The sequence below is a fragment of the Bacteroidota bacterium genome, assembly GCA_018698135.1.
GTDB lineage: Bacteria > Bacteroidota > Bacteroidia > CAILMK01 > JAAYUY01 > JABINZ01.
Genome location: JABINZ010000075.1, coordinates 1 through 20,116, shown reverse-complemented (window position 1 = coordinate 20,116; position 20,116 = coordinate 1). Strand labels below are relative to the sequence as shown.

At 35.7% G+C, this 20,116-nt stretch carries 17 protein-coding genes and 1 tRNA gene; 3 read left to right on the top strand and 15 right to left on the bottom strand.

Annotated features, from left to right (window positions below):
- Positions 1 to 190 precede the first annotated feature (190 nt).
- The 15 genes from ftsZ to tgt all read right to left on the bottom strand — a co-directional run bounded on the left by ftsZ (position 191) and on the right by tgt (position 17,932).
- Positions 191 to 1,534: a cell division protein FtsZ gene (gene ftsZ, locus HOG71_04595; GenBank protein MBT5990110.1), complete on the bottom strand. Its 1,344-nt coding sequence runs from the start codon at positions 1,532 to 1,534 to the stop codon at positions 191 to 193.
- A 20-nt stretch (positions 1,535 to 1,554) separates the two neighbouring features.
- Positions 1,555 to 2,814 (bottom strand): cell division protein FtsA, encoded by a 1,260-nt coding sequence (ftsA, locus tag HOG71_04590; protein ID MBT5990109.1) that lies wholly within the window; start codon positions 2,812 to 2,814, stop codon positions 1,555 to 1,557.
- Between the two features lie 111 nt (positions 2,815 to 2,925).
- Complete coding sequence (locus HOG71_04585) at positions 2,926 to 3,705, bottom strand: hypothetical protein (protein ID MBT5990108.1); 780 nt, start codon at positions 3,703 to 3,705, stop codon at positions 2,926 to 2,928.
- A 1-nt stretch (position 3,706) separates the two neighbouring features.
- Complete coding sequence (locus HOG71_04580) at positions 3,707 to 5,089, bottom strand: UDP-N-acetylmuramate--L-alanine ligase (GenBank protein ID MBT5990107.1); 1,383 nt, start codon at positions 5,087 to 5,089, stop codon at positions 3,707 to 3,709.
- Positions 5,086 to 6,216, bottom strand: coding sequence for an undecaprenyldiphospho-muramoylpentapeptide beta-N-acetylglucosaminyltransferase (gene murG / locus HOG71_04575; protein ID MBT5990106.1), 1,131 nt, complete (start codon positions 6,214 to 6,216; stop codon positions 5,086 to 5,088). Before murG ends, HOG71_04580 begins: the two co-directional genes overlap by 4 nt.
- Positions 6,213 to 7,364, bottom strand: a complete 1,152-nt coding sequence (locus HOG71_04570) for an FtsW/RodA/SpoVE family cell cycle protein (GenBank protein MBT5990105.1) — start codon at positions 7,362 to 7,364, stop codon at positions 6,213 to 6,215. Before HOG71_04570 ends, murG begins: the two co-directional genes overlap by 4 nt.
- 22 nt (positions 7,365 to 7,386) lie before the next feature.
- A complete protein-coding gene (gene murD / locus HOG71_04565; protein ID MBT5990104.1) occupies positions 7,387 to 8,739 on the bottom strand; it encodes a UDP-N-acetylmuramoyl-L-alanine--D-glutamate ligase in 1,353 nt (450 codons plus the stop codon).
- Positions 8,739 to 10,001, bottom strand: coding sequence for a phospho-N-acetylmuramoyl-pentapeptide-transferase (locus HOG71_04560; protein MBT5990103.1), 1,263 nt, complete (start codon positions 9,999 to 10,001; stop codon positions 8,739 to 8,741). Before HOG71_04560 ends, murD begins: the two co-directional genes overlap by 1 nt.
- 2 nt (positions 10,002 to 10,003) lie before the next feature.
- Positions 10,004 to 11,458, bottom strand: coding sequence for a UDP-N-acetylmuramoyl-L-alanyl-D-glutamate--2,6-diaminopimelate ligase (locus tag HOG71_04555; protein MBT5990102.1), 1,455 nt, complete (start codon positions 11,456 to 11,458; stop codon positions 10,004 to 10,006).
- A 3-nt stretch (positions 11,459 to 11,461) separates the two neighbouring features.
- Positions 11,462 to 13,567 (bottom strand): transpeptidase family protein, encoded by a 2,106-nt coding sequence (locus HOG71_04550; protein MBT5990101.1) that lies wholly within the window; start codon positions 13,565 to 13,567, stop codon positions 11,462 to 11,464.
- The gene (locus HOG71_04545) at positions 13,557 to 13,910 is read right to left on the bottom strand and encodes a hypothetical protein (GenBank protein MBT5990100.1); all 354 of its coding nucleotides are present in this window, start codon (positions 13,908 to 13,910) and stop codon (positions 13,557 to 13,559) included. The genes HOG71_04550 and HOG71_04545 overlap by 11 nt, the downstream gene beginning before the upstream one ends.
- 1 nt (position 13,911) lies before the next feature.
- Positions 13,912 to 14,823, bottom strand: coding sequence for a 16S rRNA (cytosine(1402)-N(4))-methyltransferase RsmH (gene rsmH, locus HOG71_04540; protein MBT5990099.1), 912 nt, complete (start codon positions 14,821 to 14,823; stop codon positions 13,912 to 13,914).
- Positions 14,810 to 15,274, bottom strand: a complete 465-nt coding sequence (mraZ, locus tag HOG71_04535) for a division/cell wall cluster transcriptional repressor MraZ (protein MBT5990098.1) — start codon at positions 15,272 to 15,274, stop codon at positions 14,810 to 14,812. The genes rsmH and mraZ overlap by 14 nt, the downstream gene beginning before the upstream one ends.
- A gap of 423 nt (positions 15,275 to 15,697) precedes the next feature.
- A complete protein-coding gene (locus HOG71_04530; protein MBT5990097.1) occupies positions 15,698 to 16,786 on the bottom strand; it encodes a YjgP/YjgQ family permease in 1,089 nt (362 codons plus the stop codon).
- 9 nt (positions 16,787 to 16,795) lie between these two features.
- A complete protein-coding gene (gene tgt / locus HOG71_04525; protein MBT5990096.1) occupies positions 16,796 to 17,932 on the bottom strand; it encodes a tRNA guanosine(34) transglycosylase Tgt in 1,137 nt (378 codons plus the stop codon).
- Between the two features lie 155 nt (positions 17,933 to 18,087).
- Here tgt and HOG71_04520 point away from each other — a divergent pair, with 155 nt between their 5' ends.
- From HOG71_04520 to HOG71_04510, 3 genes are all read left to right on the top strand, one after another.
- Complete coding sequence (locus HOG71_04520; GenBank protein MBT5990095.1) at positions 18,088 to 19,206, top strand: glycosyltransferase; 1,119 nt, start codon at positions 18,088 to 18,090, stop codon at positions 19,204 to 19,206.
- Positions 19,200 to 19,811 (top strand): 16S rRNA (guanine(527)-N(7))-methyltransferase RsmG, encoded by a 612-nt coding sequence (rsmG, locus tag HOG71_04515; protein MBT5990094.1) that lies wholly within the window; start codon positions 19,200 to 19,202, stop codon positions 19,809 to 19,811. Before HOG71_04520 ends, rsmG begins: the two co-directional genes overlap by 7 nt.
- Positions 19,812 to 19,906: 95 nt before the next feature.
- Positions 19,907 to 19,979: transfer RNA gene (locus tag HOG71_04510), tRNA-Met, on the top strand.
- Positions 19,980 to 20,116: the final 137 nt, after the last annotated feature.

The following is a 20,116-nucleotide window of genomic DNA, read 5'->3' as shown; positions in this document are numbered from 1 at the left end:
TTTCGTGTGTGGATCAATCCTTTTTTACGATATAGCTAATGCTTATCTGGCAACCCCTGATCTCACACACTAGTCAATTACATTTTGAATCTCAACAATGTAATGACCTTTTTCTAATTCTCAACAAAAATAAAAGGGCAACCTCTTCAGGCTACCCTTTCAAATAGATATGGCTATGTCTATTTAAGAATTAGTCAACATTATCATTCAAAAATGAATTATCCTCCCTAATTTCAGGTTTTTTATCCTTCTCTTCTTCTTCTAAAATAAAACGGGATATTTCACTTTCAGAACTATGTGGAGTTGATTTTAACTTCACATTTCGCCTGATGTAGGCAGGTGTTTTTTCATATTTTTCCAACACACCAGGTGTGCGAATATTATAACTTAATTCTTTCAGTCGCTCTTCTTCCTGTGAATTTTTAATGAAGGGTTCATTCTGTGAAAACAAACTCATTTGCTCATCATCATCATCACATTCTTCATTCAAATCGTGAATGATTTTTTCTTGCTCCTGGTTTTCTTCTTCAGCCTCTTCCACTTCTTGAATTACCTCCTCAACAACTTGTTCTCCTTCAAGAGAAGTTGCAATAATTGTAATGGATAGTTCTTCACCCATGTTGGCATTGAAACAGTGACCAAATTTCATATCCACATCGCTACCCACTTCGGTTCGTATGTAACTGGTAATTTTAGTTAGTTCATCAATTTTCACCTCTTCCGAACCATAGGTCATGTTCAACAAAATATGCTTGGCCCCTTTAATATCTTTATCTTTCAAGAGGGGAGAATCCAAAGCTTGCTGAATGGCTTTTTCGGCTCTATCTTCACCTTCGGCCACACCATTTCCCATAATAGCAGTACCTGATTTTTTCATGATGTTTTTAACATCTTCAAAATCAACATTCATTTCGCCAGGGATGGTAATAATCTCTGCAATTCCTTTTGCAGCTGTTGCCAGTACATCATCAGCATGTGAAAATGCCTTGCCAATACCCAGGCCATTAAACATTTCAAGTAATCGGTCGTTGCGGATGGTAATCAGGGCATCGACATATGTTTTCATTAACTCCATACCACTTTCTGCAATGGTTTTGCGTTTGGGCCCTTCAAATTCGAAGGGATAGGTGATAATACCTACCGTTAAAATACCCATTTCGCTTGCATGCTTTGCAATTACAGGAGCAGCACCAGTACCGGTTCCTCCACCCATGCCAGCAGTAATAAAGAGCATTTTAGTTTTACTGCCAATCGCATTTTTAATTTTATCCATGTCTTCAATAGCCGCTTTTTCACCAACCTCGGGGTTGCCACCAACCCCACGGCCACCTGTTATGCCACTTCCGATCTGGATTTTGTTTTCTACAGGACTTTTTTCCAAAGCCTGATTGTCGGTATTGCAGACGATAAATTCAACGCCCTGAATACCCTCATTGTACATGAAGTTGACAGCATTTCCACCACCACCTCCAACTCCAATTACCTTTATAATTGAAGATTCCTGTTTTGGAATGTCAAAATTTAACTTAGCCATAATTCTATTGTTTAATTACATTATTCTTTAAAATCATCTTGACCGTCTTCTAGCCAGTGTTTTACTTTACCAAATAATCCGGTCTTTTTCGTTTTTTCAACTTTTTCTTCATTTCCACTTTTAATTGGTGTTTTAGCACCATGAAGTACCAAACCAATTCCTGTTGCAAACAATGGGTTTCGGACTTCTGAAATTAGTCCTTTTGATAAATGTTCGGTTGGATATCCTATACGTGCATCAATACCAGTAACATATTCTACCAATTGTGGGAGATGCTTCAATTGAGATCCGCCTCCTGTTAATACAATTCCACCTTGCAGTTTTTTCTCAAATCCTGAGCTTTTTATTTCAAAATGAATATGCTCAAATATTTCTTCCATTCGGGCTTGGATGATGTGCGCTAAATTCTTCACAGAAATCTCTCGTGGATCGCGACCTCTGATGCCGGGAATAGAAATAATTTCATTATCTCGTGCTTCATTGGCAAGGGCAGACCCAAACTTCACCTTCATCATTTCTGCTTGTTTTTGCATCACATTACAGCCTTCTTTGATGTCGTTGGTAATGATTTCACCCCCGAGCGGAATAACTGCTGTATGTCGGATAATGCCATCCTGAAATATAGCCAGATCGGTAGTTCCTCCTCCAATATCAATTAGGGCAACACCTGCTTCTTTTTCCTCTTCGTTCAGAACTGCTTCTGCTGAAGCAATAGGTTCCAACACCAACTCAGCCACTTCAAGATTTGCTCTTACAACACATCTGTCAATGTTTTTAGTTGCGGTAACCTGCCCTGTAATAATGTGGAAATTGCCTTCCAAACGAACACCAGATATGCCAATTGGATCTTTGATGCCACGATCGTTGTCGATGATATAGTCCTGTGGAATTATATGGATGATTTCTTCTCCAGGATCAAGAACAACTTTATGCATATCATGAATCAAGCGATCTAAATCCACTTTGCTAATTTCATCTTCGCCATTATTTCTGGTTATTTGTCCACGATGGTGCAGGCATTTAATATGCTGACCAGCAATACCAACATGAACGACTTTAATATTGACGTCAGATTTTTTGGAAGCTTCACTTACTGCTTGCTTAATGGCATCAACGGTGCGGTCGATGTTAACAACCACTCCTCGCAAAACAGCATCTCTGGTTTCAGTAAGACCAACACCCATGATGTTAATCTTTCCACCTTCAGCGCGTTCACCTACGATAGCCGCTATTTTAGTGGTTCCAATGTCTAGGCCGACAATGATTTCTTTTTCTTTCATATGTCTATAATTAAATTTTAAAGGTCATATGGAACCCCTGCCCACAACAGGCAAGTTTGATAATTAAAATAAGTTGGAAGTATGCATCTATTTTAATCATAAGGTTACATTCTATTTCTTGTTTAAAACAATTTGATTACTAAATCTTAAGTCTACTTTATTGTATTTATTCCAGCCTTCATAAGGCAATATCTCTTTGTAAAATATTTTTAGTTTTTTAAATTTAAACTCCATGTTATCAAGGTTTCCGAATTCAATTTTAAAATCTTCAATTTTAGGAACTAGGATGAGCTCCCCATCATATTTAACATGAATTTGGCCAATCAAAGCATCTAAAAACTGATCTTTTTTGATAAATTCAGCTACTGCAAATAATTGCTGCTCAAAGTCGGTGTCGCGCGATGCTTTTTCAATAAATCCGGTAGCAATTAATATTCTGGCTGTATGTTTTTTTGAAAGAGGCATGTGAACACCATGCTTATCGATATAGTAGTTTTGATCGGAAGATGACATGATTCGCAAAACCGGTTTCCGATGGTAAACATCAACATACAAATTGCCTAAAAGGTCAAAATAGACTTCTGCATTATCAATAAAGCTATTCAACTTCAAGGTAGATTCTAAATCCTTGGTATTGATTTCGCCAATATTCAAATTTTCAATGGCTCTTCCATTGCTTTCAACTAAACTATTTATCACATCCTGTTTGTCTAAAAACTGATTATTATTTTCAGGATAAATGCGAATAACAACTTCTGTGCATTGCTGCTGATTTGCTGATTTTTCAGCAAAAGAAACAAAAATAAACAAGGCTATTAATAGCATCGATAAAAGGAAGTAAGCCTTTATCAGTTTATAGCCATTGGTTAATATGTTTCTTATTTTCTTCATATTATCTCTGCAACAAAACTACTTTTATAGGATCAATCAATCGATCAATATCGCCTGCACCCATAGTCACAACTACTTCATTGGTGTCTTCTTTTATTAATTCCAACAACTCATCCTTAGAAACGAGATATTTATGCTTTTTATTGATATGTGATAATATTAAATCTGAATTTATTCCATCGATTGGTTCTTCCCGGGCTGGGTAAATATCCAATAAAACAATTTTGTCAAGATTAGCCAATACTTTTGAAAATTCATCTGCGAAATCTCTGGTTCTGCTGTATAAATGCGGTTGGAAAATGCCCGTTATTTTTTTGTCTGGAAATAATTCTTTTAATGTATTTATGGTAAACTCAATTTCAGATGGATGATGTGCATAATCATCCACAAAAACGATATTCGGTTTTTGAATAATATATTCAAAGCGCCTTTTAACACCTTTATAGGATTCAAATCCAGCTCGAATTTTTGCGTCATCCTGAACAAAATCCCAAACAGCAGCAAAGGCAGCCAATGCATTCAAAATGTTATGATGGCCAGCCACATGTAATTTGATCTCTTCCAAAAATGATGTTCTGGTTAAAATATCAAAAATATATTTGCCTTCAGCTATTCTGATATTAATGGCGTTTACATCAAAATCATTTCCTATACCATATATGTGTGCCTCTGTTTTTGCTTCTGCTTTGATTCGTCCAACAGATTCCGATTTTATTAATTTACCATTTATTGAAACACTATTAGCAAATTGTTGATATGCCTTGATTAATTCAGCATATTGGCCATAAATATCCAAATGGTCAGGATCAATTGATGTTAGTATGGCAATATTAGGTTTTAAATGGAAAAATGAGCGATCATATTCATCAGCCTCAACAACTAACAATTTACAATCCTTGTTTGAAGGAGAAATGTAATTGGTGTTATAATTCGATGAAATTCCTCCAAGAAGTGCATAGAACTCAATTCCACAGGATTTTAATAAGTGAGCAATCATCCAGGAAGTTGATGTTTTACCATGAGTACCAGCTACTGCAATGGTAAATTTATTCTCGCTGATCATGCCGAGGATTTCAGCTCTTTTTTTGACAACAAACTTGTTTTTGCGGAAATAATTTAGTTCCTTATGAGCAATTGGAATTGCAGGTGTATAAACAACCAAAGTGTCGGCAACATTTTCGGAATATTCGGTTGGTATTAAGTCAATTTGATCTTCAAAATGAATTACTGCATCTTCGGTTTCTAATGCCTGAGTGATGCTCGAAGGAGTTTTGTCATAACCGGCAACATTTAGGTTATTGTCAAGGAAATAGCGGGCAAGAGCACTCATGCCTATGCCTCCAATTCCGATGAAGTAAACTCGTTTATATTCGCTCAAATTCATTTTGTTTGTATCAATTTTTCTACTTCTTTAACAATTTCAGATGTAGATTCTGGTCGGGCAAAATTTTCAATGTTCTTGCTTAATTCATTCAACACATGATCGCTATTGATGGTATTTAATACCATAGGTATGAGTTTTTCAACCGCTTCTTTATCATTTAAAACCAAGCTTGCTTTTCCATCAGCTAATGCCATTGCATTTTTTGTTTGATGATCTTCAGCCACATTAGGCGAAGGAATTAATATACTGGCTTTACCCAATACAGCTAATTCAGATATAGAAATGGCTCCTGCTCGGCTAACCACCAAATCTGCTATACTGTAAGCAACACCCATATTATTAATGAATGAACCTATCCAGCAGTTTTTGCATGTTTCAACACCATGTATCTCTGTCAGTTCATCATAATATCTACCCGTTTGCCAAATTAACTGAATATCATTTTCCTTCAAATAATCCATACCGGATAAAATAGCCTGATTGATGGTTTTTGCTCCTAAGCTTCCGCCAATAACCAATAATGTTTTTTTGTTTTTATCGAAACCAAAAATTTCGTAATACTTATCCTTGTTTTGGGTAGATAATTGAATATCAGCACGAATAGGATTTCCTGTTATAACAATTTTTTCTTTTGGAAAGTATTTTTCCATCCCCGGATAAACAGTGCATACTTTGTCGACATGTTTTGCTAATAATTTGTTGGAAATACCAGGGAAAAAATTCTGCTCTTGAATGAGTGTTGGGATATTGTTTCTGGAAGCCATAAACAGTAGAGGAAAGCTTGCGTAACCTCCGGTACCTATGGCAACTGTTGGTTTGAATTTTTTAATTATTCTTCTCGATTTAATGAAGCTATCTAATAATTTGAATGGCAAATTAAGATTTCGCCATAGCTCGTTGCGTTGAAAACCACTTATCCATAATCCTTTAATTTCATATCCTGATAGAGGAACTTTTTCCATTTCCATTTTCCCTTTTGCTCCAACAAAGAGAAATTCTGCATCAGGAAATTTGGCTTTGAGCTGATTTGCAATTGCAATTGCCGGAAACAAATGTCCACCGGTGCCACCACCACTTAAAATAAAGCGATGTGCGGTCGATATTTCACTATGTTTCGATTTGCTCATGTTGTTTCAAATTGATTATCGATGTCGTTATTTTCTTCAATATGCCTACTCACACTTAATATAATTCCTAAAGAAACACTGGTAAAAACTACAGATGTACCTCCCATGCTGATCATGGGTAAGGTAAGTCCGGTTACGGGTAATAAACTGCTGGCTACACCCATGTTTATAAATGCCTGCAGAACCAAACTCATGCTAAGCCCAACGGAAAGCAAAGCTCCAAATGCATTGGGGGAATTTATTACTATCCGAATAGTCCTGAAAAGCAACCATAAATAAAGGAAAATGACGAACAATCCACCAATAAAGCCCCATTCTTCAATAATTATGGCAAAAATGAAATCAGAAAAAGGATTTGGTAAAAAGCTTTTTTGAACACTACTACCAGGCCCTTTGCCGAATATTTCTCCATTGGCAATGGCAATTTTAGATTGAATGGCCTGATAGGATTCGCCTCCTTCATTAACATAACTATCTATTCTTGCTTGCCATGTACTAACTCGGCCGGGACTTCCAAGTTTGAGCGCCAGAAATATAGAAAGAGCGCCAATGACAAGAATGGTTACAACAAATAGAGAAATATGTTTAAAACTAACGCGGCCAATAAAAAGCATTAATAAACTGGAAACAAATAGTAAAGTAGCAGTAGATAAATCAGAGGGAGCAATAAAAGCACAAATGCCAAGTACAGCTGCGCCCATGGGTAAAAACCCTTTTTTAAAGTCTTTAATAACATTTTGCTTTTTGGAAAGCATTCTGGCCAAATACATGATCAGAGCCAATTTGGCTAGGTCGGACGTTTGAAATGTTAAGTTGGTTCCCGGAACCATTAGCCAACGTTTTGCTTCATTAATATCGGGTCCAAAAAGATAGGTAAGCAGTAATAGAGGGAAGGATAGGAACAGTAAAATCTGGGCAATACGTGAAAAGTAGATATAGTTGACCAGATGTGTTCCATACATAAATAGCAATCCAATAAGAATAAAAGCAATTTGTCGGAAAAGATAATATTCCATATTACCAGCACGCTTGGCATAGCCCAGAGAAGCACTCGAGCTATACACCATAATAACAGAGATAATGGTTAGTAGGAATACAACCAACCAGATATGAATATCTCCTTTAATGCGTGATAAAAGCCAGTTCATGAATTATATTATCTCTTTTGATTTATAAATTTTTAACAGCATTTTTAAATTGATTGCCCCGATCTTCATAATTTTTGAAAAGATCGAAACTGGCACAAGCTGGTGACAATAGAATTACCTCACCAGGGATAGCCATTCTGAAACCGATTTCGACTGCATCATTCATGGATGTTGTTTCAAAAATCATTTCGATCTCATCGTTAAAGGCATCAAGTATTTTTTTATTATCCACTCCTAAGCAAATAATCCCTTTAACTTTTTCTTTAACCAGAGGCATAATTTCATTGTAATTATTGCCTTTGTCAATTCCCCCAACAATCCAAATAACACGCTTATTCATGCTTTCTAAAGCATACCACACCGCGTTTAAGTTCGTAGCTTTTGAGTCATTGATAAATTCCTTCCCTTGGATTTTAGCAATAAATTCAAGTCGATGTTCAATGTTTTGGAAAGAGGAAAGACTTTTCCTAAGTACATCATCTTTAATATCTAATGCACACGCAGCTGTTGAGGCGGCCATCGAATTGTAGCGGTTGTGCTTTCCGACTAATGATAAAATGTTCATGTCTATATCTACTTTAAATTGTTCGTTTATTTTGACTTTAATATGTTCACCTTCTAACCAGGATCCTTTTTCAAGTTTTTGATTCTGTGTAAAGGGAAGTTTAATCCCTTTAGAGCTTACTTTGTTGATGTATTGCATACTTATTTCATCATCCAAATCATAAAGAAAGTAATCGTCTTCTGTTTGATTCATGCTGATGCGCATTTTAGACAGGGCATATTCCTCTAAACTGTAGTTATATCTATCTAAATGATCGGGTGTTATGTTTAATAGTATTGCAATATGGCTCCTGAACGCTATTAGATAATCGAGCTGGAAACTGCTTAATTCCAATACTATGTAATCAAATGATCCTTCTAAAATCCTACGAGCAAAGCTTACCCCTATATTACCGCCATAAGTCACATTCAATCCTGCTGTTTTGAGGATGTGATAGATAAGCATGGTGGTTGTCGTTTTTCCGTTACTACCGGTAATGCTAATTATTTTTGCTTGTGTGAAATAGCTGGCAAATTCAATTTCCGAAATAACGGTAATTTCTTTTTTAAACACAGCTTGCATTACGTCAGCACTTTCTTTAATGCCAGGACTTTTGATAATTAAATCGGCACTGAGTATTTTGTCAAAACTGTGTTGACCTTCTTCAAAATCAATATGTTGTTCGATTAACTCATTTCTGAAACTTTCTTTGATTTCTCCTCCGTCCGACACAAAAGTTTTGAAACCCTGTTTGTCCGACAAGAGCGCTGCCCCTGTTCCGCTTTCACCAGCTCCTAAAACGACAATATATTTGATTTTAGCTAAATCCATTATCTAAGTTTGAGCGTGATAAAAGTTAAAATGGCAAGGGATATTCCGATAATCCAAAAACGAGCAACAATTTTAGGTTCTGTATAACCTTTTTTCTGATAATGGTGGTGAAGTGGTGCCATCAGGAAAACACGTCTTCCTTCACCATATCGAATACGGGTATATTTGAACCAATATCGTTGAATAAGTACCGAAATGGCTTCAATAAAATAAACTCCACATAAAATTGGAATCAATAATTCTTTACGAACGATGATGGCTAATATGGCTACTAAGCCTCCAATTGATAAGCTGCCTGTATCGCCCATAAAAACCTGGGCAGGGTAGGCGTTATACCACAAAAATCCAATGCAGGCTCCAACCATAGCACCTGAAAATATGGCTAATTCGGCCAAATTTGGGATATACATGATGTTCAGGTAATCAGCGAAAATGGTGTTGCCAGATACATAGGCAAATATGGCGAGTGTCAGAACTATGAAAACGGAAACCCCTGCATTCAGTCCATCCAGGCCATCTGTTAGGTTGGCTCCATTTGAAACGGCCATGATAATAAAGATAATAATGGGTATATAAATGAGCCAGGCCCAGTCCAAATAGTTTGGTCCAACAAACTTTATAAATTTGGCATAGTCCAATTCATTGTTTTTTATAAATGGAATTGTTGTTTTTGTGGATTTATATTCTGCCTGATAGGTATTGCTTTCTTCATTATATTTAATAATAGCATTGCTGGCCTCCAACTCTTCTTGGTGTGCAAAATATTGCTTCTCTGTTAATGTTTCGCGCATAACAACTGCCGGGCTAAAATAAAGTGTCAGACCTACAATAACACCAAGGCTAGCCTGTCCCAGTAGTTTATACTTGCCGGATAAACCATCCTTATTTTTTTTGAATACTTTAATGTAGTCATCAATAAATCCGATTAGGCCAAGCCAAATAGTAGAAACGATAACCAGAATAATATAGATATTCGTTAAATCGGCAAAAAGAATAGTAGGAACAAGAATGCTTAATAGAATAATAATTCCACCCATTGTAGGTGTTTTGCTTTTGTCGTATTTGTCTTCCAGGCCAAGATCTCGATTTTCATCACTAATCTGTTTCGACTGTAAATAGCGAATAATTCGTTTCCCAAAGAAGGTGGCAATAACCAGCGATAGAAGCACGCCCATTGCTGTTCTAAAAGTGTAAAATTGGAATAAGCCAGCTCCTATTAGATCAAATTTTTGGTCGAGATATGTAAATAAATGATAGAGCATGCTTATAATTCTTTTAAATACTTGATTAAAATCTCTTTATCGTCAAAATGATTTTTTGCACCATTAATCTCCTGATAGGTTTCATGCCCTTTACCAGCCACAAGAATAATGTCATTGGGATTAGCCATTAAACAAGCTGTTTTGATCGCATTTTCCCTATCTGAAATACTGATGCATTTTGAAGCTAACTTTTCAGGAACGCCTTGCTCAATTTCCTGAATTATAGCCATCGGTTCTTCATTTCGTGGATTATCGGAGGTAATAAAAACCAAATCTGATTTTGTGCTGGCAATTCGTCCCATTACTGGTCTTTTGCTTTTATCCCGATTACCACCACAACCAAAAACTGTAATTAAGCGTTCATTTTTTTTCTTTAAATCATTGATAGTTTCTATCACATTTTCAAGAGCATCTGGCGTATGCGCATAATCGACAATTGCTTTAAATGCAGGATGTTTGTAGATGAGTTCAAAACGTCCATCAACAGCATGAGGCATGCTCAATGCTTTTAAAATGGATTCATCATCAATACCCAGCAATTGTGCTGTGCTGTATACGGCTGTAAGGTTGTATGCATTAAACCGACCTACTTTGTTGGTATAAAAATCCTTTTGATCTAGTTGTAAATGCAAACCACTTAGATCGCACTCAATTATTCTTGTTTTAACAGTAGCTTGGCTTTTAATGGCATAATAAGTCACTTTTGCAACTGTATTTTGAACCATGATTTGGCCGTTCTTATCGTCTTTGTTAATGACTGCAAAAGCATCTTTTGGCAGTTCATCAAAAAATCGTTTTTTGGTCTTGATGTAATTATCGAATGTTTTATGATAGTCCAAATGATCGTGTGTGATATTTGTAAACAAGGCTCCATTGAACTGTAGGCCTTCTATTCTGAATTGGTCGATTGCATGAGAGCTAACTTCCATGAAACAATAACTGCAATCCTGATCAGCCATTTGCCTGAAAAGCTGATTTAATTGCAGCGAATCAGGAGTTGTATGTGTGGCATGAATTTCTTCATCATCTATCATTACTCGAATAGTCGAAAGAAGACCACATTTATAACCAAGATCTTTGAATAGTTTGTAAAGCAAACTAACAACAGTTGTTTTTCCATTTGTTCCTGTTACACCAATGAGCTTAAATGATTGGGTTGGATTTCCGTAGAATTCAGCTGCCATGAGAGCCAATGATTTTGCAGCTTGTTTGCTTTTAATATAACAAACATTCGATATCATTTCTGCAGGAGTTTCTTCAAATACAATAGCACAAGCTCCAAGCTTAATGGCTGTGTCAATAAAATCATGACCATCAACTTGAGTTCCCTTTATAGCAACAAATACATCACCTGTTTTGATTTTTCTGGAGTCGAACTGAATTTGATTGATTTGCATATCTGCATCTCCTGAAATCAATTGGTGCTCTGTTGTTTTTAATATGTCTTTTAATCGTATCAATTAACTTAATTTCAATCGTATAATCGAATTTTTGTATACATGGCTTCCTGGCTTAAACGACTGTGTTGTTACCTTGCCAACCCCTTGAGCCTTTACATTAAGTCCCAGATTTTCAAGAATGTATATGGCATCTGATAAAACCATTCCTCTTACATCTGGAATAATTTCATCTTTTATCAATTTATTGTATAGTTGAATTTTGTTATTCTCAGGACGTACATAGACCCATTCTGTTCCTGAAGAATTCATTTTCATGTCAAGGCCTAAATATGAGCTCATGTTAATCATATCTTCCTTTTTCCCATACTTTACAATGGGCATGCTATTGTAATCATTGTCTTTTGCTCTATCTTGTGTCAGATAATTTTGCTGTCCTTTAACAAAAATTTTATCAGCTATTTCCTTGAAAACAGGTGCTGCCACACTTGATCCATAAATAAGCCCCATGCTGGGATCCGTGATAACTACTATGCAGGAATATTTGGGATTATCTGAGGGGAAGTAGCCGGCAAAAGAAGCTTGGTATTTTTTATCCTTGCTATAGCTGCCTTGGTAGGCAACCAGTGCTGTTCCTGTTTTTCCTGCTATTTTGTACTGTGAGCTGCGAATGTTACTAGCTGTACCAGTTTGAACCACACCATTCAGTAATATTTTGAGTTGCTCACATGTTTTTTTGCTACAAATCTGTTTATTGATAACTTCTGTATCGTATCGTTTTACAACTTTATCAATATGCCTGACCTCGCTGGCAAAAAGCGGTTTGACCATTACCCCATTATTTGCAACAGCATTATATACTGTTAACATTTGAAGTGGAGTCATGAGTAATTCATAACCTACCGACATCCACGGAAGAGTAATGCCAGACCAATCGGAGCTTTCAGGGCTTTTAAACACAGGTTTCCCTTCTCCGGCAATGCCTAATCCAAGAGGTTTGTCAATCGATATTTTTTGGATTTCGTTGATAAAGGCAGTTGGGTTGTTCTTGAAATTGTCGAACACAAGTTTTGAAAAAGCAACATTCGAAGAATGCTCGAATGCTTCTTTAAAGGATATTCGTCCATAGCCTTCAGAACTTGCATCACGCATAACACGGTCATAGAACTCAATGCTTCCTTCTTCTATATCCATCTTGTCGGTCAACTTCACTATGTTTTTTTCCAGAAGAATTAGTGCAGTAATTAGCTTAAATGTAGAACCCGGTTCCGTACTGGCTCCAACTGCATAATTGTATTTCTCGCCATAAGAACCATTGGTGTTTCTTTTTAAATTAGCAATGGCTTTAATATGTCCTGTTTCAACTTCCATAACAACAGCACAACCATTCTGGGCTTCATGACGCATTAATGCTTTTAAAAGAGCCTCTTCGGTGAAATCCTGAATGTTAACGTCAATAGTGGAAATGATATCCTTGCCATCTTCGGGCTCTACTTCATTATCGTAATTGATTGGTATCCATTGGCCTCCTGATATTTTTTGCATAAGGCGCTGGCCGTTTTTTCCTGCCAGATATTCATCAAATGCACCTTCCAAACCAACACCTTGCACATTAGGAACCTTGTAACCAATTGTGCGCTCTGCTAATAATTGAAAAGGATGTATACGAATGCTATGTTGCTCAACAATAAATCCACCTTTGTATTTCCCCCTATTCAAGAAAGGAAGCTCTTTAACAGATTTTAAGTAATTGTGATTAACATTTCTTTTCAAGAGGTAATATCTTTCTTTTCTGTTTTTTGCTCTCGAAATGCGGTATTTGTATTCTTTGGAGGATGCATCTTTAAACAGTTGAGACATTTTGAAGCAAAAACTATCTATATTTTGATCATAATATTCCTCGTCCATCCAAGCTTCTGTCTTAAAATCAATTCTCAATTCATAAATAGGAATTGAAGTGACTAATAGCTTGTCATCAGCTGAATAAATGTTTCCTCTGATCGGCTCAATGGATCGGTAGGAGGTAGTCAGGCTATCTGAAATGGATCGCCAGTATTTGCCTTCCTTAAACTGAACTTTGCCAATTTGAGTACTAATTGCTATTCCAATTAATAGAAAAAAAACAAACGACAGATATACCCTGATCAATATGTCACGTTTAGTATTCACCCTTCTCGACTACGATTTTTTTTGGTGGCTCTTTATTTTCTTCCAATCCAATTTTTTCAACAATTTTGGCTACTTCTGATTCTTTCGTTTTATTTACCAATTCTGCTTTAGTGGTTAATGATTCTGCTCTCAATTCTTTGATTTCATTGTTTAGTCTGTTTTCTTCCAAATATGATTTCTCTGCATAGTACTTATTGCCAATGTAGAAAATGATCAGTACTGATATGAAAAGGACAAAAGGAAGGAATTTTGGGATTCTTTCCTTGGTGATCATAAAATCAAAATCAAAAATCTTGTTTAAACGATCTCTTTTGTTTGCCGATTCTTTTCTTTTATTATTCATTCTAAATTTTCTCAGCTATTCTGAGTTTTGCACTTCTTGATCTGATGTTTTTTTCTATTTCTTCTTTTGAAGGTAAAATGGGCTTTCTGTTTATTGCTTTAAGAGTTGTTGAAAAATTTCCATACATATCCTTTTCCACTTTTCCTTCCACATTTCCGGTTTTAATGAAATTTTTCACCAAACGATCTTCCAAGGAGTGATACGTAATGACCACTAATCGTCCGCCTTTTGTGAGCACCTCTTCGGATTGCTTTAAGAAGCGTGTCAACGATTCTAATTCATTATTCACCTTTATACGCAATGCCTGAAATACCATTCCTGCGTATCGTGGTAAATGATCATTCTTATGTGTACACTTTTCCAGGATTGTATAAAGTTGAGATGTGGTTTGGATGGGTTTGATTTTTCTTGATTCAACTATTGTTTTTGCCAGTGTTTTAGCATTTTTAACTTCGCCAAACATGCCAAAGAACTTATGTAGATCAGCTTCACTGGATTCGTTTAACAAATTGTAAGCGGATTGTTTACTGTCCTGATCCATTCGCATATCAAGATCTGCTTCAAACCTGTAAGAAAATCCTCTTTGAGCGGTATCAAACTGATAGGATGAAACTCCTAAATCGGCAAGGATGCCTTCTACTGGAATGGTATTTAGATACTTCAAGAAATTTTTCATGTAAGAAAAATCATGTTGCACCAGTGTAAAGCGTTTGTCGTTTAAAGTATTTTGCTGAGCATCCTTGTCCTTATCGAAAGCAATAAGTTTTCCTGACGTGATCTGATTTAAAATTTCACTGGAATGTCCTCCACCTCCGTAAGTAACATCGACATAACTCCCTGCAGGATTAATGTTTAATCCTTGGATGCTTTCATTCAATAGCACAGGTTGATGATAGTCGTTAGTCTCCGTCATGTTCTTTTTTGTTGCCCATTACGCTTTGTGCAATTGGAGAGAAATCCTCTGGCTCATTGCTTAGAAGTCCATCATAAGAGGATTTTGACCATATTTCAATAATGAATGAATGACAAAATAAAACTATTTCTTTGTCAATTTTTGGCCAATCCAAAAGTGTTTTTGGAAGTAATAATCTGGAGGAACTGTCAAGGCTTATTTCACTTGCTCCACGATAGAAAAAGCGTCTGAAATCGCGAACCTTTTTATCGTAGTTATTCAGTTTATTAATTTCTTCCGTTATTATTTCCCATTCATTGGCAGGATATAGTGCTAAATGCTTTTCAAAGCCCCTATTTATAACAAATGTATTATTTGCCTCTTCGGGTATTTGCCGAAGAAGATTAGCAGGAATTTTGAATCTTCCTTTCGCATCTAACTTACATTCATATTCTCCAATGAAGCCTTTCATTGATATTTTTTATAAATTTGATAAATATTGTGATAGTTTGTCCCACATTTTACCACTTTGTCCCACAAAGATAGAGTGAATTCTATAAAATCAAAATTTTGTGGAAAAGTTTTTATTTTCAATTAAGCAGTTGAAATACAGCAGATAGCAGGCAAAATATTTACACAACCCAAATTATTAATTTGTATCGGAATAATTTATAAGTCCAAGAAATACAAGGTGATAGATATTTTGAGCCTATGAAGTAATAGTTTCGGACGAATTAAATTGCATTTAAGCGTGTGATAAATTAACCGAAAATCATTGCTTTATTAATTTAATGATTGACTGATAAAGAAAAGCGAATCTGAATTTACATTGTTTTAGGCTTGAAGAAGAGATGGTAAATACAACTTATTCACATTTATGCTGCAAGTAAAATGCCTATTTAGGGGCTTTAATGACTAATACAATTCCCAAAATAGCATATAAAATATTAGGAATCCAGCATGCAAGAATAGGATTTAGATTGCCATTTATGGCGAAAATTGTTGAAAATTGCATGAATAGAATATAGGAAAAGGCGATCATAATGCCAATTCCTAAATGAAGTCCTATCCCTCCACGAATTCTTCTGCTTGAAATCGAAAAAGCGATTAATACTAAAATAAATGTGGCTGCTGGCATAGAAGTACGTTTTGCCTTTTCGACCACATAAAAGGTGACCAAATCTTCACCTCTCAATTGTTCAGCTTTGATAAATTGAGACAATTCTCTATTATCCATCGACTGGATGTTTTCTGTTTTTCTGCCAAAATTCCGTGGATGCATGGGTAATTTTAATTGCAAATCGTCTCCTTTAACCAGAGTTTCTTTAAGCCCTTCAATTTTGCGAATTGTATAATTTGTAAGTTTCCATTTTTCAGTGCTATCAACCCACTGGATTTTCAAGGCCATAATCTTGAATTTAAGTTTGGTTTCATCAAACTTTTCCAATGTAAACCTGCTGCCTGAGTTTTCCTTGCGATTGTAGTTTCTTATATAAATAAAAACATCAGGTGCTATTTGGCGATGCAAATATGAATTGCCCCTGATAACTGGGTCTTTGATATATTTTGATTCAAATTCAATGAGTTTTTCGTTGCCAGTAGGGATCACCCAACCAGTGAGATACCAAGAAAATGCAGCTAAAAGTAGCGCAACCAGAAAGTAGGGTTTAAGCAAACGATAAAAATTTACTCCAGCAGATAGCATGGCCACAATTTCTGTATTATAGGCCATTCGTGAAGTGAAATAAACGGCTGAAATGAAAATGAAAAGAGGACTGAACAAATTCATGAAATAGGGAATAAAGTTCAAGTAATAGTCAAAAACTATTTCGTTTAAAGGTGCATTTCGGTTCAGAAAATCATCAATTTTTTCAGAAAAATCGAAGACAACAGATATCATTATAAATAAAGCAAGGATAAATACAAAAGTTGACAGGAATTTCCTGATAATGTATTTATCGATTATGCTTACGTATTTGCCCATTAATTAATGTTACAATCGTTGACTCAATTTTTCGGCCATTTCTTTTTTCCAGAATGCAAAATCTCCCTGCAAAATATGTTTACGTGCTTCCCGAACCAACCATAAATAGAATGCAAGATTATTAACAGAAGCAATTTGGCCAGCTAGAAGCTCCTTTGATCGTAAAAGGTGGCTCAAATATCCCTTTGAGTAGTATTCATCCACAAAGCTTAATGGCTGCCCATTTATTGATTCACTACTATTTTTCCACTTCTCGTTTTTAATATTAACAATTCCTTCGGTGGTATATAAAATTCCATGACGAGCATTACGTGTTGGCATAACACAATCAAACATGTCAACACCTAAGGCTATAGATTCTAAAATATTTGCAGGAGTGCCAACTCCCATCAGATATCTGGGTTTATCAGCAGGTAAAATTTCGCAAACCAGTTCGGTCATTTCATACATTACCTCAGCCGGTTCACCAACTGATAAACCGCCTATGGCATTCCCAACAGCATTTTGATCCGCAATAAAGTTGGCTGATTCCGTTCTCAGATCTTTAAATGTGCTTCCCTGAACAATGTGGAATAAGTTTTGCGGAAATTCATATTTATGCTGTGTTGAATTGAATTGTGCAATACATCTTTTCAACCATCGATGTGTTAAATCCATTGACTTTTTAGCCAAGCCATGGTCAATAGGAAAGTGGGTGCATTCATCAAAAGCCATCATAATGTCTGCACCAATAGAACGCTGAATATCTATAGAAGATTCAGGCGATAGAAAGTGTTTGGAGCCGTCAATATGTGAACTAAACTTAACCCCTTCTTCCGATATTTTTCTGGTTTGGGCTAATGAAAAAACTTGATAACCACCGCTATCGGTTAACATAAACCTTTTCCAATTCATGAATTTATGTAAACCGCCTGCATTTTCCAAAATTGGTAAACCTGGTCGAAGATATAGATGATAGGCATTTCCAAGGATGATAGGTGCATTGATATCATTTTCCAATTCCCTTTGATGTACGCCCTTAACCGTACCCAATGTGCCAACAGGCATGAAAATAGGTGTTTGAATAACGCCTCTTTTCGTTTCAATTGTTGCCGCACGGGCTTTTGAATCAGAATCTGTTTTTTCTATAGTAAAGGATAAACTCAAAATACTCGATGGTTGTAAATCAATTAATAACAAGTTTTAGTAAGACTCACAAAGGTTAAAAAATTGTTTATTAATTCTTTTCGATAAAGCATAATTCTTTTTGAAATTTGCAGCTTACTTGAGAAGCTATTTCTCAGTTTTGAATAACACGATGTATGCTGAGCGAACTAACACAAAATAATTTTCTAACACCACTGATTTTTGCTTTACTATTTCAGTTTTTATTCTTCTTTGCCTTATTTGCCCGTTTGGCTTTTTATAAAAAGAAAAAACAACCATTAGCTACAAGTCAAGGTGTTTCGGTTATAATTTGTGCAAAGAATGAGGAGGAAAACTTGCGAAAGTTTCTGAATTCATTTCTAGGGCAGGACTATCCGGAATTTGAGGTTGTTGTTGTTGATGATCAGTCAGAAGATGGAACATTTGATTTTTTACAGGAAAAAGCTAAACAGAACAATCATCTTAAAATTGTAACTGTTAGTGAGCATATTAAAGATCATATTGGAAAAAAACTTGCGCTCACCTTGGGAATTCGAAAAGCAAAGTTTGATTTGGTCCTTTTATCTGATGCCGATTGCAAACCCAACTCAAACCAATGGCTTAGTAAGATGGTTGCCAACATCTCGACAGAAAAATATATTGTTCTGGGCTATTCGCCTTATCAATGGAAGAACTCTGTCTTGAATTTGTTGATTCAGTTTGATACTTTTTATACAGCTATTCAATATTTCTCGTTTAGTTTGGCAGGCATGACCTATATGGGAGTGGGTAGGAATCTGGCTTATAAAAAGGAATTATTCTTCCGTACCGGATTTGCTTCTCATTTACACGTACCTTATGGTGATGATGATCTTTTTATCAACGAAAATGCCAACGAGACCAATGTTGCTATTGAAATAGATAAAGATTCTTTTGTGTACTCAGTACCACATACTAAATTTAGTAAGTGGTTTAAACAAAAAAAACGTCATCTGAAAGGTGGTATTGAGTATAAAAAATCTCATCGTTTTTGGTTAAGCGCAGTGTGGACATCCTATTTTGTGTTTTTTGTATTGTTTGGAGCAAGCCTTATTGTTGACCATAGCTCCATAATAACATGGGCTATATTCGCTCTTAGAAGCATTGCTGCAATGCTTGTTTATTCATTTGTAGCTGCTAAATTAAACCAGCGAAAACTTATTTGGTTTATGCCTTTACTTGAGATAATTTACATACTTATTATCTTGCCATTTTTTGGATTTATAGCAAGCTTTTCAAATAAAAAATATTGGTAAATTCAGATCAAAATATTAAATCGTTATTTCCAGAATTAGATAATTCTAAATTAGAGCAATTAGCTCAACTCAACGACTTATATCGCTATTGGAATGAGCAAATTAATGTGATTTCAAGAAAAGATATTGATAATTTATTCGTCCATCATATACTACATTCCTTAAGCATTTTGAAATTTGACCATTTCGTGGAAAATACTTCAATTATTGATATTGGTACTGGAGGCGGATTTCCTGGTATACCCTTGTCTATCGTTTATCCTGATTGCCATTTTTCATTAGTTGATGGAAGAAGCAAAAAAGTGCATGTTGTTTCAGAAGTATCACGAGAGCTGGGATTAACGAATGTGGAAGCCGTTCAAGCTCAAGCCCAAGACTTGGGATTAAAATGTGATTATGCATTGGGAAGAGCGGTTAGTGATTTTAGAACTTTTTCAAAAATAGCCTCAAAAACTTTGAATTCTAACGGACTCATCTATTATTGGACGGGGGGTGAGGAGGACGATTTTCAGAAATTTGATGGAGCTAAGATATTTAATATTTACGATTCAATTAAGGATCCGTATTTCCAAAATAAATTTATTATTCAAAAGCCAAAAAATTAATAGGGTCTATTGGATAATTAAGCTTTGTAGGATGATTAATTTTAGTATATTTGCCTTCTCAAAAATTGAAAGAATAAGTTCTTAAACATAAACATTGCGGGGTGGAGCAGTTGGTAGCTCGTTGGGCTCATAACCCAAAGGTCACAGGTTCAAGTCCTGTCCCCGCTACACAGGAAAGCCTTCCCAAAAATAGGGGAGGCTTTTTTTATGTATTATGTTTTATAATGAAGTAGCAATCAAAGGCTGGTCATTTTGTTAAAGCCATGGGAAATCTATATTTTGAAAACTATCCCAAAAAAACCTCA

Excerpts from the sequence above, each read along its gene's own strand:
- murD (MBT5990104.1), bottom strand. The coding sequence starts at position 8,739 with ATGGATTTAGCTAAAATCAAATATATTGTCGTTTTAGGAGCTGGTGAA.
- murG (MBT5990106.1), bottom strand. The coding sequence starts at position 6,216 with ATGAGCAAATCGAAACATAGTGAAATATCGACCGCACATCGCTTTATT.
- HOG71_04560 (MBT5990103.1), bottom strand. The coding sequence starts at position 10,001 with ATGCTCTATCATTTATTTACATATCTCGACCAAAAATTTGATCTAATA.
- rsmH (MBT5990099.1), bottom strand. The coding sequence starts at position 14,823 with ATGACGGAGACTAACGACTATCATCAACCTGTGCTATTGAATGAAAGC.
- ftsZ (MBT5990110.1), bottom strand. The coding sequence starts at position 1,534 with ATGGCTAAGTTAAATTTTGACATTCCAAAACAGGAATCTTCAATTATA.
- HOG71_04585 (MBT5990108.1), bottom strand. The coding sequence starts at position 3,705 with ATGAAGAAAATAAGAAACATATTAACCAATGGCTATAAACTGATAAAG.
- HOG71_04580 (MBT5990107.1), bottom strand. The coding sequence starts at position 5,089 with ATGAATTTGAGCGAATATAAACGAGTTTACTTCATCGGAATTGGAGGC.
- HOG71_04520 (MBT5990095.1), top strand. The coding sequence starts at position 18,088 with ATGCTGAGCGAACTAACACAAAATAATTTTCTAACACCACTGATTTTT.
- HOG71_04545 (MBT5990100.1), bottom strand. The coding sequence starts at position 13,910 with ATGAATAATAAAAGAAAAGAATCGGCAAACAAAAGAGATCGTTTAAAC.
- mraZ (MBT5990098.1), bottom strand. The coding sequence starts at position 15,274 with ATGAAAGGCTTCATTGGAGAATATGAATGTAAGTTAGATGCGAAAGGA.
- ftsA (MBT5990109.1), bottom strand. The coding sequence starts at position 2,814 with ATGAAAGAAAAAGAAATCATTGTCGGCCTAGACATTGGAACCACTAAA.
- HOG71_04570 (MBT5990105.1), bottom strand. The coding sequence starts at position 7,364 with ATGAACTGGCTTTTATCACGCATTAAAGGAGATATTCATATCTGGTTG.
- HOG71_04530 (MBT5990097.1), bottom strand. The coding sequence starts at position 16,786 with ATGGGCAAATACGTAAGCATAATCGATAAATACATTATCAGGAAATTC.